This is a genomic window from Micromonospora sp. NPDC005299 (assembly GCF_042872345.1).
In the GTDB taxonomy this organism is placed as follows: domain Bacteria; phylum Actinomycetota; class Actinomycetes; order Mycobacteriales; family Micromonosporaceae; genus Micromonospora.
This window is the reverse complement of the sequence record NZ_JBIAKG010000007.1, coordinates 26,970-41,044: the sequence shown is the minus strand read 5'-3', so window position 1 is coordinate 41,044 and position 14,075 is coordinate 26,970. Positions and strand designations below refer to the sequence as shown.

Below are 14,075 nucleotides of genomic sequence, written 5' to 3'. Positions count from 1 at the left end.
GGGCGACCGCCGGCGGGTCGACTACCGTGCGTGAGATCGAGGCGACCGGATGCGACTGACTGTCCTCGGGTGCGCGGGCAGCTTTCCCGGACCCGAGTCTCCCTGCTCCGCCTACCTGATGGAGGCCGACGGGTTCCGGCTTCTGATCGACTTCGGGGTGGGTTCGCTCTCCACGCTCCAGCGCTACGTCGGGCTGCACGCCCCCAACGCCATCCTCCTCACCCACCTGCACTGCGACCACATGTTCGACGCGGTGTCCTACGTGGTGGTGCGCCGGTACGCCCCGGACGGCCCGTACCCGCCCCTGCCGATGTACGCCCCCTCCGGCGCGCCGGACCGGCTGGCCAGCGCGTACGGGCAGGAGGAAGGCACGGTGGAGGACGTCTACCAGTTCTACGGCCTCCAGCCGGGCACGTTCCCGATCGGTCCGTTCACCGTCACGGTCGACCGGATGAACCACCCGGTCGAGACGTACGGGGTGCGGCTGGAGCACGGCGGCCGGGTGTTCTGCTACTCGGCGGACACCGCGCCCTGCGACGCGCTGCTGCGCCTCGCCCAGGGCGCCGACGTGTTCCTCTGCGAGGCCAGCTACATGGACGGGGTGGACAACCCACCGGACCTGCACCTGACCGGCCGGGAGGCCGGCGAGGCGGCCACCAAGGCGGGCGTGGGCCGGCTGCTGCTCACCCACCTCGTCCCCGCCTGGGGCAGCGAGTCGCACACCGTGGAGTCGGCGGCCGGGGCGTACACCGGACCGCTCGAGGTGGTCCGCGCCGGCGCCTCCTACGAGGTCTGACCGCGCCGGTGGGCGTGCGTACCGCGTGCTGCGCGCGACGATCGACGGGGCAGCCGCGGAAGGTGAGCGCGCTTTAAGATCACGCGGGTGACCGACCCCTCCTCCGGCGCACCCGGCCCGCACCAGCCGTCCGGCTGGCCGCCCGCCCCGCCGCCCGCGCCGGGCTGGTCGCCGCCGCCCGGGCCGCAGCCGCCCGGCGTCCCGTACCCGGGGCCCTTCGGCGGTTATCCGCCGCACCCGCCGTACGCCGCGCCCGTTCCGCCCGGCCCGCACCCGGTGCCGCGCAGGCGGTCCGGCGCCGGCCGGGTGGTGGCGGTCCTGCTCGCCGTCGGCGCACTGCTGCTCGGGCTCTGCTGCTGCGGCGCGTTCACCTACAACGGCTGGTACCAGCCCCGCCAGCTGCAGGAACAGCGCAAGGAGATGATCGCCGACGCCGGCGTGCCCGCCGGCTTCACCAGCTCCGGGGTCGAGGCGGACGAGAACTCGGCCGGCGCCACCTACAAGCTCACCTGCCAGCGGGGCGCCTGCCCGGTCGACGTGGCACAGAGCCTCCAGGCGTGGCTGGTCAACGCCGGCCTGCCCATCACCGTGGACCGGATACGGACCTGCCTGGCCGATCCCGGCATCCCGACCTGCGGCGTCTTCACCTGGAAGCGCGACGGCTTCTCGATGACCGCCGGCGTGGTCAGCGTCCTGCCCCGCAGCGGCAGGAGCACCGTCGACGGTTCCGTCACCGTGACGCTGAGCGTCGGCTGGCACGACTGAACGGTGGGCACCCGGGGGCGGTTCGATCACGGGACCGCATAGGGTGCAGGCATGGCGCGACCTGACGGGCGGCGGCCCGACCAACTCCGACCGGTGACCCTGACCCGGGGCTGGAGCACCAACCCGGAGGGCTCGGTGCTCGTCGAGTTCGGCGCGACCCGGGTGCTCTGCACGGCCAGCGTGACCGAGGGCGTGCCCCGCTGGCGCAAGGGCTCCGGGCTCGGCTGGGTGACCGCCGAGTACGCGATGCTGCCCCGGGCCACCAACACCCGCTCGGACCGGGAGAGCGTCAAGGGCAGGGTCGGCGGCCGGACCCATGAGATCTCCCGGCTCATCGGCCGCAGCCTGCGGGCCTGCGTCGACCTCAAGGCGCTCGGCGAGAACTCGGTGGTGCTCGACTGCGACGTGCTCCAGGCCGACGGCGGCACCCGGACGGCGGCCATCACGGGCGCGTACGTGGCGCTGCACGACGCGGTGACCTGGCTCGCCGAGCGCAAGGCCCTGGCGGGCAAGGTGGACAAGGTGATGCACCGGTCGGTGGCGGCGGTCAGCGTCGGCATCATCGCCGGCGAGCCGCGACTCGACCTCTGCTACGAGGAGGACGTGGCGGCCGAGGTCGACATGAACGTGGTCTGCACCGGGACGGGTGACTTCGTCGAGGTGCAGGGGACCGGCGAGGCCGGCATCTTCGCCCGGGAGCAGCTGGACGCCCTGCTCGACCTGGGCGTGGCGGGCTGCCTGGAACTGGCCGACGCGCAGCGGAAGGCGCTGAACTGATGACCTGGCTGACGCGCACCGGAAGGCGTTGAACATGAACACCGTGCTCCTGGCCACCCGCAACCGGAAGAAGCTCGTCGAGCTCCAGCGGATCCTCGACGGCGCGCTCGGCGCCCACCGGATCGCCCTGCTCGGCCTGGACGACGTCGAGGAATACCCGGAGCTGCCCGAGTCGGGCCTGACCTTCGGCGAGAACGCGCTCATCAAGGCCCGGGAGGGCTGTCGGCGGACCGGGCTGCCGACCATCGCCGACGACTCCGGGCTGGCGGTGGACGCGCTCAACGGCATGCCGGGCGTGTTCAGCGCCCGCTGGGCCGGCCGGCACGGCGACGACCAGGCCAACTTCCAGCTCGTGCTGGACCAGATCGCCGACCTGCCGGACGAGCACCGGGGCGCCGCCTTCGTCTGCACGGTGGCGCTGGTGCTGCCCAGCGGCAAGGAGCACCTGGTCGACGGCCGGCAGCCGGGCCGCCTGCTGCGCGCCCCGCGCGGTGACGGCGGCTTCGGCTACGACCCGATCTTCCTGGGTGACGGGCAGAAGCGGACCAACGCGGAGCTGACCCCGGAGGAGAAGGACGCGGTCAGCCACCGGGGCAAGGCGCTGCGCGAGCTGGCCAAGCTGGTCGCCAAGGTGCTCCCGCCGGCCGCCTGACGGCACGTCGTGGCGGTGCCCGGTCCGGCCGGACACCGCCACATCCGGGTCAGCCCAGCGGGCCGACCTCGCGCTCGATCGCGGCGCGCAGCCCGGGGCCGCCCACCACCTCCCGCGCCGCCTCCATGAGCGGGGCGAGGAACACGTCCGGTCCCGGCTCGCCGACCGCCTCGCCGAGCGCGGCCAGCGCTGCCCGGCCGGCCGGCGACGGGGTCAGCGGGGCGCGGAGCTGGAGCCCGCGCACGGCGGCCAGCAGCTCCACCGCGAGCAGGCTGGTCAGGTTGTCCAGCACGGTGCGCAGCTTCTTGGTCGCCGCCCAGCCCATCGAGACGTGGTCCTCCTGCATGCCGCTGGTGGGCAGCGAGTCGACCGAGGCGGGGGCGGCGAGCCGGCGGTTCTCCGCGACGATCCCGGCCGCCGTGTACTGGGCGATCATCAGGCCGGAGTTGACCCCGGCGTCGGGGGAGAGGAACGCCGGCAGCTCCCGGGAGCGGGTGACGTCGAGCAGCCGGTCCACCCGGCGCTCGGCGATCGCGCCCACCTCGGACGCGGCGATGGCCAGGTAGTCGGCGGCGAAGCCGAGCGGCGCGCCGTGGAAGTTGCCGGTCGACTCGACCCGCCCGTCCGGCAGCACCACCGGGTTGTCCACCACCGACAGCAGTTCCCGCCCGGCCACCACCTCGACGAAGTCGAGGGTGTCCCGGGCCGCCCCGGCCACCTGCGGGGCGCAGCGCATCGAGTAGGCGTCCTGCACGGCGTGCGCCAGGTCGTCGCGGTGGGAGTCCATCACCGCCGAGTTCTGCAGCAGCTTGTGGATGTTCGCGGCCGAGGCGGCCTGGCCCGGGTGCGGCCGGATGGCGTGCAGCTCCGGCAGGAACGGCCGCTCCGAGCCGAGCATCGCCTCGATGGCCAGCGCGGCGGTCACGTCGGCCATGGCGAACAGGTGCCGGGCGTCGTGGACGGCCAGCAGCAGCATGCCGAGCATGCCGTCGGTGCCGTTGATGAGTGCCAGCCCCTCCTTGGCGGCCAGCTCCACCGGCTCCAGCCCGACCCGGCGCAGCGCGTCGCCGGCCGGGATCCGGTCGCCGGCCGGGCCGAGCACCCAGCCCTCACCGAGCAGCACCAGCGCGCAGTGGGCGAGGGGAGCCAGGTCGCCGGAGGCGCCGAGCGAGCCGTGCTCCGGCACCCACGGGGTCACCTCGTGGTTGAGTAGGTCCACCAGGCCCTCGGCGACCAGCGGGCGGACCCCGGAGCGGCCGAGGGCGAGCGAGCGCACCCGCAGCAGCATCATGGCCCGCACCACCTCGCGGGGCATCGGCGCGCCGATGCCGGCGGCGTGCGAGCGGATCAGCGCGTGCTGGAGCTCGGCCCGCCGTTCGGGCGCGACGAAGGTGTTGGCGAGCGCCCCGAACCCGGTGGAGACGCCGTACACGGGCCGGCCGGCGGCCTCGATGCCGTCCACGATGGACCGGCTGGTCGCCATCGCCTCCACCGTGGCGGGGTCGAGGACGACCTTGGCGGTGCCGCGGGCCACGGCGAGCACGTCGGCGGGGGAGATCCCGGTGGGCTGGATGACTACGGTCGACATTGCGGCACTCCGTTGCGCAGAACCTGGCGGATCAAGGGAACCCCCGGCCGGTAGGCCAGGTGCAGGTGGGACGGGGCGTCGAGGATCATCAGGTCGGCCCGCGCGCCCCGCGCGAGCCGCCCCACGTCGTCGCGGCGCAGCGCCGCCGCCCCGCCGGCCGTCGCGGCCCACACCGCCTCCGCCGGGGTCATCCGCATCTCGCGTACGGCGAGCGCGATGCAGAACGGCATCGACGACGTGTACGACGACCCGGGGTTGCAGTCGGTCGCGAGGGCCACGGTCACCCCGGCGTCGAGCAGCCGGCGCGCGTCCGGGTACGGCGACCGGGTGGAGAACTCCGCCCCGGGCAGCAGCGTGGCGACCGTCTCCGAGGCGGCGAGCGCGTCGATGTCGGCGTCGGACAGGTGGGTGCAGTGGTCCACGCTGGCCGCGCCCAGCTCCACGCCGAGCTGCACGCCCGGCCCGGGGCCGAGCTGGTTGGCGTGCACCCGCACGCCGAGCCCGACGGCCTGCCCGCAGGCGAGGATCGCCCGGGCGTGGTCCACGTCGAAGGCGCCCCGCTCGCAGAACACGTCGATCCACCGGGCGTGCGGGGCGGCGGCGGCCAGCATCGGCCCGCACACCATGCCCACGTAGTCGTCGGGGCGGTCGGCGTACTCGGCGGGGACCACGTGCGCGCCGAGGAACGTGGTGTCCTCGGTGAACTCGGCGGCGATCCGCAGCGAGCGGGCCTCGTCGGCGACGGTGAGCCCGTACCCGCTCTTGATCTCGACGGTGGTGGTGCCCTGCCGCATCGCCTCGTCGCGCAGCCGCCGGACGGTGTCCCGCAGTTGGTCGTCGGAGGCGGCCCGGGTGGCGCCGACGGTGGTCCGGATGCCGCCGCCGGTGTAGGGCTCGCCGGACATCCGGGCGGCGAACTCGGCGGCTCGGTCGCCCGCGAAGACCAGGTGGGCGTGGCTGTCCACGAAGCCGGGCAGCACGGCCGACCCCTCGGCGTCGATCCGCCGGTCGGCGGCCGGCGCGTACCGGGCCGGGCCGATCCAGGCCACCTGCCCGTCCTCGATCAGCAGGGCGGCGTCGCGGCGGATGCCGAGCGGCCCGTCGCCGCCCGGGGAGTTGGTGACCAGCTCCCCGATGTTGTCCACCAGCAGGCTGCCCCTCACGAGGTCACCTCCTGGATGGCGTGCCGCAGCTCGGTCGGGACGTCCACGCTCTGGTGCCGGCCGTCCGCCACGACCGTCCGGCCGTTGACCACCACGTGCGACACGTCGGCCGCGGTGGCCGCGAAGAACGCGCCGACCGGCGGCACCCCGGCCGTCCGGGCACTGTCCAGCCGCACCGTCACGAGGTCGGCCCGGTCGCCGACCGACAGCCGACCCGCGTCGCCCCAGCCCAGCGCGGCGTGCCCGGCGGCGGTGGCCGCGGTAACCAGCTCGGCGGCGCTGAAGTGCCCCCGTTTGCGCGTGCGCAGGCGCTCGTCCAGCTCCACGGCGCGAGCCTCCTCGAAGAGGTCCACCACGGCGTGGCTGTCGCTGCCCAGGCTGAGCGGGCTGCCCGTGTCGGCCATCCGCCGGGCCGGCCCGATCCCGTCGGCCAGGTCCCGCTCGGTGGTGGGGCAGAGGCACACGGCGGTCCGGCTGTCCCCGAGCAACGCGACGTCGGCGCTCGTCGGGTGGGTGGCGTGCACCGCCGTGGTGTGCGGGCCGAGCACCCCGTGGTCGGCCAGCAGCCGGGTCGGGGTGCAGCCGTGCACGGCCCGGCAGGCGTCGTTCTCGGCCGGCTGCTCGGACAGGTGCACGTGCAGCGGCACGCCGTTGCGGTCGGCCCAGCCGGCCACGGTGGCGAGCTGCTCGGCGGGCACCGCGCGAACCGAGTGGATGGCCGCGCCCCGCCGGGCGTGGTCGTTCTCGGGGCGGAACGCGTCGACCCGCTCCGCCCAGCGCAGCGCGTCGCCGTCGCCGAACCGGCGCTGCGTACCGACCAGGGGCGCGCCGTCCACGCTCGCGGTCAGGTACGCGGTGTCCAGCAGGGTGATCCGGATCCCGGCGTGCGCGGCCGCCTCGACCAGCGCGGCCGACATGGCGTTCGGGTCGGCGTACGGCGTGCCCTCCGGGCCGTGGTGCAGGTAGTGGAACTCGCCCACGCAGGTGATCCCCGCGAGGGCCATCTCCGCGTACGCGGCCCGGGCCAGGGCCAGGTAGGAGTCAGGGTTGAGCCGGGCCGCCACGTCGTACATGACGTCCCGCCAGCTCCAGAAGTCGCCGCGCCCGCCGTGGGTGCGCCCGCGCAGCGCCCGGTGGAAGGCGTGCGAGTGGGCGTTGGCCAGGCCGGGCAGGGTGAGCCCGGGCAGGCGTACCGCGTCGCCGAGCACCTCGACCCCGGCGGGGGCCGCGCCGCCGCCGACCAGCGGGGTGACCGCGGTGATCCGCCCGGCCTCGGCCTCGATCAGCACGTCGGGGGTGGGCTCGGCGTGCTCGGGCAGCCAGGCGTACTCGGCCAGCCAGCGGGTCAGCGGCATGCCAGCTCCTCCAGCACCCGGGCCAGGGCCGTCACCCCGGCCGCGCAGTCGGCGTCGGTGGCGGACTCGGCGGGGGAGTGCGACACCCCGGTCGGGTTGCGCACGAAGAGCATCGCGGTCGGCAGGTGCGCGGCCAGCACCCCGGCGTCGTGCCCGGCCCCGGTGGGCAGCACCGGCGCGTCGAGCAGCGCGGCCAGCCGGCCGGCCAGCCCGTCGTCGAAGGCCACCAGCGGGGTGGCCGACTCCTCGGTGCAGGTCAGCTCCGTGCCGTCCCGCCGCGCCCGCTCGGCGGCCTTGGCCCGGACCGCCTCGACCAGGCCGTGCAGCGTCTCCGGCTCGGCCGCCCGGGCGTCCAGCCAGCCGGTCACCTTCGACGGGATGGCGTTGGTGGCGTTCGGCTCGACGGCCACCCGGCCCACCGTGGCGTGCGCGTCGCGCAGCCGGGCCTCCTTGTTCGCCGCCAACACCGTGAACGCGTAGGTGAGCATCGGGTCGCGGCGGTCGGCCATCCGGGTCGTACCCGCGTGGTTGCCCTCGCCGGCGAAGTCGAAGCGCCAGCGGCCGTGCGGCCAGATGGCGCTGGCCACCGCGACCGGCGCGCCGAGGTCGACCAGCGCGCGGCCCTGCTCGACGTGCAGCTCCACGAAGGCCGCGAAGCGGCCGAGCAGGCCGGGGTCGGCACCCGCCGGCCGGTCGCCCAGCGCCTCGGCGAAGCTCACCCCCGCCGCGTCGCGCAGCCCGGCCGCGCGCTCCACCGAGATCTCGCCGGTGAGCAGCCGCGACCCCAGGCAGGGTACGCCGAACCGGCCGCCCTCCTCCTCCACGAACGCGGCCACCGCCACCGGCCGGACCGGGGCGACCCCGGCGGCCCGCAGCTCGTCCACGGCCAGGAACGCGCTCACGATGCCGAGCGGCCCGTCGTAGGCCCCGCCGTGCGGCACCGAGTCGAAGTGGCTGCCGGTGAGCACCGCGTCCCCGGCCGCCGGGTCACCCCACCAGGCGAAGAGGTTGCCGTTGCCGTCCTCGGTGACCGGCATGCCCCGCTGCCCGGCCTGCTCCCGGAACCACGCGCGCAGCGTGCGCTCCGGCTCGGTGAGCGCGTAGCGCAGGTAGCCGCCGCTGCCCGCGTCCCGCCCGACGGGCGCGATCTCGTCCCAGAGCTTGCGGAACCGGACGGCGAGATCGCTCACGCGGCACCTCGGTTGTTCGCGGCTGCGGGGCTCCGCTGCGCTGCACTCCTTGCGCTCACGCCGTGCCCTCCGCCATGGGCACCCGGACGCCCGTGCGCGCCGCGACCTCGCGGGCGTCGTCGTAGCCGGCGTCGACGTGCCGGATGACGCCCATGGCCGGGTCGTTGGTGAGCACCCGCTCGATCTTCTGCCCGGCCAGGGCGGTGCCGTCGGCCACGCAGACCTGCCCGGCGTGGATGGACCGACCGATGCCCACGCCGCCGCCGTGGTGGATCGACACCCAGGACGCCCCGCTGGCGGTGTTGACCAGCGCGTTGAGCAGCGGCCAGTCGGCGATCGCGTCGGAGCCGTCGGCCATCGCCTCGGTCTCCCGGTAGGGGCTGGCCACGCTGCCGCAGTCCAGGTGGTCCCGGCCAATCACCACGGGCGCGCTCAGCTCGCCGGACGCGACCATCTCGTTGAACCGCACCCCGGCCTTGTCCCGCTCGCCGTAGCCGAGCCAGCAGATCCGGGCCGGCAGGCCCTGGAAGGCGACCCGCTCGCCGGCCATCCGGATCCACCGGGCCAGAGACTCGTTCTCGGGGAACAGGTCGAGGATGGCCCGGTCGGTGGCCGCGATGTCCTTCGGGTCACCGGAGAGCGCGGCCCAGCGGAACGGGCCCTTGCCCTCACAGAACAGCGGCCGGATGTAGGCCGGCACGAAGCCGGGGAAGTCGAAGGCCCGCTCGTAGCCGGCGAGCTTCGCCTCGCCGCGGATGGAGTTGCCGTAGTCGAAGACCTCGGCGCCGGCGTCCAGGAAGCCGACCATCGCCGCCACATGCCGGGCCATCGACGCCCGGGCCCGGTCGGTGAACTCCGCCGGCTTCGTCGCCGCGAAGTCCCGGGCGTCGGCCAGCTCCACCCCCACCGGCAGGTACGACAGCGGGTCGTGCGCGCTGGTCTGATCGGTCACCACGTCGATCTCGACGCCCCGGACCAGCAGCTCGGGGAAGACGACCGCGGCGTTGCCGACCACGCCGACGCTCAGCGCCCGGCGCTCGCGCTTCGCGGCGAGCACCCGCTCGACGGCGTCGTCCAGGTTGTCGGCGATCTCGTCCAGGTAGCGGTCGCGCGCCCGGCGCTCCAGCCGGCTGCGGTCCACATCGACGATCAGGCAGGCGCCGCCGTTCATGGTGACCGCCAGGGGCTGCGCCCCGCCCATCCCGCCGCAGCCGGCGGTCAGCGTCAGCGTCCCGACCAGGGTGCCCCCGAACCGCTTCTCGGCCACCGCCGCGAACGTCTCGTAGGTGCCCTGGAGGATGCCCTGGGTGCCGATGTAGATCCACGAGCCGGCGGTCATCTGCCCGTACATGGTCAGGCCGAGCGCTTCGAGCCGGCGGAACTCCGGCCAGGTGGCCCAGTCGCCGACCAGGTTGGAATTGGCCAGCAGCACCCGAGGCGCCCACTCGTGGGTGCGCATCACGCCGACCGGGCGGCCCGACTGCACCAGCATGGTCTCGTCGTCACGCAGGTCGGTCAGCGTCCGGACCAGCGCGTGGTACGACGGCCAGTCCCGGGCCGCCTTGCCGGTGCCGCCGTAGACCACCAGGTCCTCGGGGCGCTCGGCCACCTCCGGGTCGAGGTTGTTCATCAGCATCCGCAGCGCGGCCTCCTGCGGCCACCCCTTCGCGGTGCGTGCGGTGCCGCGGGCGGCGCGGACGGGCTGGTGCATCTCGTTCTCCTCTCAGCCGAGGAACAACTGACGACGGGTGGCGGACGACTCGAACGCCTCGAGCCGGGCCTGGGTTTCGGCGGGGGTGGCGTCGCAGATCGCCTGGAGCACCACCATGGCCAGGGTCATCGGGGCGGTGTGCAGGTCGAAGACCAGGTCGGTGCCGACGGCGGCGGGGAGCACCACGTCGGCGTGGTCGGTGGCCGGGCTCACCGGGGAGTCGGTGATGGCCACGACGGTCAGCCCGGCGTCCCGGGCCTCGCGCAGCGCGTCCAGGGTCTCCCGGGGGTAGCGGGGCAGCACGAAGGCGAGCAGCGCGCGCGCCCCGGCAGCGGCGGCCTGTTCGAGCCGGTCGGCCAGGAGGCTGCCCCCGTCGTCGACGACCCGCACATCCGGGTGCACCTTCGCGGCGAAGTACGCGAAGTACGCCGCGAGCGGTGCGGCGGCGCGCAGGCCGAGCACCGGCAGCGGGCGGCTGGCCGCGAGCAGCCGGCCGACCTCGGCGATGCGCTGCGCGTCGGCGAGCTGCCCGGCGAGCCGGTCGAGGTTGCCCATCTCGGCGTGGACCGCCCGCTGGAGGGCGTTACCCGCCTCGGCCGGGTCGGCGGCGCCGGTGGCGGTCAGCTCGCGCAGCCGGCGGCGCAGCGCGGGGTAGCCGTCGTGCCCGAGCGCCATGGCGAACCGGGTCACCGACGGCTGGCTGACCCCGGCCAGCTCGGCCACCTCCGCCGCGGACAGGTACGCCGCCGCGCCCGCCTGCTGGACCAGGCAGTGCGCGATGCGGCGCTGGGTCGGGGTGAGCCGCACGCCGTGGAAGAGGTCGAGCAGGCGGTCGGTGGGTGCCGCACCGCTTTCATTCACGGGCTGACTCTATGCATGAAAACTTTCAGAGCGCAACCTTCGACCGGTGGCGGTCCGGCGACCGGAGGACGAGGAAGGAGGCGCTCGCTCTGTACTATCCGCACGGCAGATAAGCAGAGGAGTTATCACATGCAGCCGGTCGGCCCGTACAGGTTCACCGAGGCGCTCGGCGTCTGCCAGGTCGGCACGGCGTGGTGGGCCATCGACGGGCAGGACCGGCTGGTGACCGTGGCCCTCCTCGACGGCGCGGCGGCGACGGACCAGCCATGGCGGGAGGCGTTCTCGAACGCCGCGAACGCGATGGCCCTCGGCGGGCAGCGCTACGTCAACGCCGACTTCGCCGCCGCCAAGCCCTGGGTCGCGTACCCGTCGGAGGAGGGCGTCGGCGCCCAGCGTCTGTTCCAGAGCCTCGGCATGGAGCTGCACCCGGCCGAGGCGGAGGCGGAGGTGCTCATTCCCGCCACCGGCACGGTCACCAACCCGCCGCAGCCGGTCTCCGGGGCGCCCGTTTCCGGCACGCCCACCCCGACCTCCGGCGCCCCGCTGCCGTGGGCCATGCACGCCGCCGTGACCCCGCATCAGCAGGCGCCGGTGGAGGCCGTCCCGGTCTCCCCGGCCCAGCCGGTGTCGCCCGCCGACGCGCCCCCGGCCGACGCCTTCGCCAACCCGGTCCGCCGCATCCAGCCCTCGCCGCCGGCCCCGCGCCGTCGCGGACTGCCCGCCGCCGTCGTCGCCGGGCTGGTGGTCCTGGTCGCCGCCGTCGGCACCGGCGCGCTGCTCTGGGCCAACTCGGGTGACGAGGAGCCCTCGACCGTGCCCGGTGGAGCGACCAGTTTCGCCACCGCGGCGCCGGCGTCGTCGGCCGCCGCTCCGGGGCTCAGGCCCTGGACGCAGGCCGCGCCGTACAGCGCCGAGGAGCGTGCCCTGGCGATCGCCGCGCCGTCGCTGGTCTTCGTCGAGGCCAGCTTCACCGGAATGCTGCGGGACGCGAAGACCAACGTCCCGATCAGCCCCACCCCGGTCACCTTCAAGCGGCGCTGCTCCGGCTTCGTGGTGAACTCCGACGGCGTCGTGCTCACCAACGGCCAGTGCGTGCGGCCGACCGACGAGGCCGCGCGCGAGCGCGCCCTCAACACTCTGGGGCGCATCCTCGTCGACCAGAAGCGGCTCACCGCCGCCGGCCTCGAGGGGTACGTCCGGTCGAAGCTGACGACCACGCGGTTCACCGGCACCGACCCGGCCTCGCCGTTCACCAGCCAGGTGTCCGGGCAGTTGAACGTGGCGCGGGGCGACCTGGCGACCAGCCCGGCGATCCCGGGCGAGGTGGTCCGGGTGCTCGAACCGGACGCCGGCAACCTCGCGGTCGTCAAGCTGTCCCAGGCCAAGCTGCCCGCCGTCGAGTTGGCGTCAGCGGACGCCCCCGGCCCGGGCAGCGTGCTGCTCCTGCTGGGCTACGGGACCACCGACAGCTCCTTCCGGGGCGCCCGCTTCACGGTCGAGTCCAAAGTGGTGCAGGTCACGGGGACCGGCGACCAGGGCAGTGTCGCCGTCCAGCGGGTCAACGACGACATCGGGATCTACTCCCACGGCGGCGTCGCGGTGGACACCGCCGGCCGTGTCGTCGGCGTGGTGGACAGCGACCGGGCGGCCGACGGCGGGGCGAACCGTGCCCTGCTGCCGGTTTCCGCCGCCACGACCCTGCTTGGCGAGGCGGGCGTGAGCAACACCCTCGCCGAGACCGACAAGCTCTACCGCTCCGGGCTCGACGCCTGGTTCACCGGGCGGAGCGGCACCGCGGAGTCCCACCTCGACGCGGTGGCGGAGGCCGCGCCGACGAACCTGCTCGCGCAGGCGTATCGGCAGAGCGCCGCCGACCGGGCGAAGCTGGCGGCCGACGAGCCGAACCCGTCCGCGCTGCCGGCGGTCATCTTCGCCGCGCTCGGCGGCGCGCTGGTGGTCGGGCTGCTCGCCCTGTTGATGCGCCGGCGTCAGCGCTGACGCCGCTCAGCGGGTCGAGTTGTCCCGGCCCCAGCCGTCCCGCGGGTGGCGACGGGCCCGGGACGCCGCGACCAGGGTCAGCGTGACGTAGATCGCGGCGGCCGGGACCAGCCACGGTCGGGGCAGGACCACGTCGCGGAGCCAGGACGAGCGCACGGAGGACCGCACCCCGTCGTGGGTGGCGCGCAGCATGGTGTTGCCGGCCCGCACCCGCGCCAGGGTGCGGACCAGGTCGGACGTCCGGCGCGGCGCCTGGACGTAGGACGTCGCGCCGGCCACCTCGCTCTTCTCCGCGGAGGAGAAGAGCGAGTCGAGGAAAAGATCGTCGGCGATCTCACCGGGGAAATTGTCGAACCGGGCCCGGCCGGCCGCGGAAAGCCCCACCGTGCCGCGGCCGAAGAGCGCGTCGCCGAAGATGGGCAGCCGGGTGTTGACGGCGTAGTAGGCGCGGACCGGCAGGGACCGGCCGTCGGTCACCATGGCCCGCCGCGGGGTCACCGCGAGCGGCGATGCCCCGTCGGCGGTCAGCGCGTCGGCCATCCGCCGCAGCGCCCCGGGACTGAGCACCACGTCCGCGTCCAGGTAGAAGCGGGGAAAGGCGCGCGCCACCGCGTCGCCCGCGTTCAATGCCCGGGCCTTCCCGGCCTCCGCCAGCTCCACGACGCGTACGCCGGGACGCGCGGCGGCCACCTCGGCGGTGGCGTCGGTGCACCCGTTGGCGACCACGACGACGTCCAACTCGCCCGGCTCGGCGTCGGAGAGCAGCGCGTCCAGGCAACCACCGAGCACCGTCGCCTCGTTGTGCGCGGCGATGACCACGCTGATCGTTCTCGGCTCGGCCGCTTCGGGCACCTGTCCACACTTCCGCGAGGGGGCGGTGGCCGGGCTCGTGCGACGCGCGGGCCGGCCGTGATCGGCTGCCAGCTTGCCGGACCGGTGACGTCGGCCGCAAGGCGGGTCGCGTAACGGGCAGCGGCACCGTCAAGGGGATGTGTCCGATGAACCGGGCCGGTCCGAAGTGCTGCTCAGGAGCCAACGCGGAGGGCGCAGATGCGGTGTGGACCACGTCGTTCGGGACACCGCGGGCTCCCGCCCCGCTGATATCGTCCTCCTGTTTCGAGCCTGATTCCGACCGGCCCCATAGGACGGTGGTCAGGTGTCCATTGCCGCCGCGAATCGGGACCGACCGCACCGGCGGTCGTTGTGGCGGCGACAGACC

Annotated in this window: 12 protein-coding genes; 5 read left to right on the top strand and 7 right to left on the bottom strand. The window is 74.8% G+C overall.

The features are described from left to right. The first annotated feature begins 49 nt into the window (after positions 1-49). The 4 genes from ACFYPD_RS20670 to rdgB all read left to right on the top strand — a co-directional run bounded on the left by ACFYPD_RS20670 (position 50) and on the right by rdgB (position 2,990). On the top strand, positions 50-796 hold the full coding sequence (locus ACFYPD_RS20670; RefSeq protein ID WP_387115747.1) for an MBL fold metallo-hydrolase: 747 nt from the start codon (positions 50-52) through the stop codon (positions 794-796). 87 nt (positions 797-883) lie between these two features. Continuing rightward, positions 884-1,561, top strand: coding sequence for a hypothetical protein (locus ACFYPD_RS20665; RefSeq protein ID WP_387115746.1), 678 nt, complete (start codon positions 884-886; stop codon positions 1,559-1,561). 51 nt (positions 1,562-1,612) lie between these two features. Continuing rightward, positions 1,613-2,338, top strand: coding sequence for a ribonuclease PH (gene rph / locus ACFYPD_RS20660; RefSeq protein WP_387115743.1), 726 nt, complete (start codon positions 1,613-1,615; stop codon positions 2,336-2,338). Between the two features lie 34 nt (positions 2,339-2,372). After that, positions 2,373-2,990, top strand: a complete 618-nt coding sequence (gene rdgB / locus ACFYPD_RS20655) for an RdgB/HAM1 family non-canonical purine NTP pyrophosphatase (RefSeq protein ID WP_387115740.1) — start codon at positions 2,373-2,375, stop codon at positions 2,988-2,990. Between the two features lie 49 nt (positions 2,991-3,039). Here the strand turns inward: rdgB and hutH are convergent, their stop codons facing one another. Genes hutH through ACFYPD_RS20625 form a run of 6 tightly spaced genes read right to left on the bottom strand, consistent with a single transcriptional unit; the run spans position 3,040 to position 10,858 of the window. Next, the gene (hutH, locus tag ACFYPD_RS20650; RefSeq protein ID WP_387115737.1) at positions 3,040-4,578 is read right to left on the bottom strand and encodes a histidine ammonia-lyase; all 1,539 of its coding nucleotides are present in this window, start codon (positions 4,576-4,578) and stop codon (positions 3,040-3,042) included. Next, positions 4,566-5,741, bottom strand: coding sequence for an imidazolonepropionase (gene hutI / locus ACFYPD_RS20645; RefSeq protein ID WP_387115734.1), 1,176 nt, complete (start codon positions 5,739-5,741; stop codon positions 4,566-4,568). The genes hutH and hutI overlap by 13 nt, the downstream gene beginning before the upstream one ends. Beyond that, positions 5,738-7,090, bottom strand: a complete 1,353-nt coding sequence (locus ACFYPD_RS20640) for a formimidoylglutamate deiminase (protein ID WP_387116488.1) — start codon at positions 7,088-7,090, stop codon at positions 5,738-5,740. Before ACFYPD_RS20640 ends, hutI begins: the two co-directional genes overlap by 4 nt. Next, a complete protein-coding gene (locus ACFYPD_RS20635; RefSeq protein WP_387115732.1) occupies positions 7,087-8,286 on the bottom strand; it encodes an allantoate amidohydrolase in 1,200 nt (399 codons plus the stop codon). The genes ACFYPD_RS20640 and ACFYPD_RS20635 overlap by 4 nt, the downstream gene beginning before the upstream one ends. Before the next feature lie 55 nt (positions 8,287-8,341). After that, entirely contained in the window at positions 8,342-9,997 is a 1,656-nt protein-coding gene (hutU, locus tag ACFYPD_RS20630; RefSeq protein ID WP_387115729.1) for a urocanate hydratase, read from the bottom strand. Between the two features lie 12 nt (positions 9,998-10,009). Then, on the bottom strand, positions 10,010-10,858 hold the full coding sequence (locus tag ACFYPD_RS20625; RefSeq protein ID WP_387115726.1) for a MurR/RpiR family transcriptional regulator: 849 nt from the start codon (positions 10,856-10,858) through the stop codon (positions 10,010-10,012). Positions 10,859-10,987: 129 nt separating this feature from the next. Here ACFYPD_RS20625 and ACFYPD_RS20620 point away from each other — a divergent pair, with 129 nt between their 5' ends. Continuing rightward, positions 10,988-12,856 carry a trypsin-like peptidase domain-containing protein gene (locus ACFYPD_RS20620; protein WP_387115723.1) on the top strand — a complete coding sequence of 623 codons (1,869 nt, stop codon included), beginning with the start codon at positions 10,988-10,990 and terminating at the stop codon, positions 12,854-12,856. Between the two features lie 6 nt (positions 12,857-12,862). Here the strand turns inward: ACFYPD_RS20620 and ACFYPD_RS20615 are convergent, their stop codons facing one another. Then, positions 12,863-13,708 carry a glycosyltransferase gene (locus ACFYPD_RS20615; RefSeq protein WP_387115720.1) on the bottom strand — a complete coding sequence of 282 codons (846 nt, stop codon included), beginning with the start codon at positions 13,706-13,708 and terminating at the stop codon, positions 12,863-12,865. Positions 13,709-14,075 lie beyond the last annotated feature (367 nt).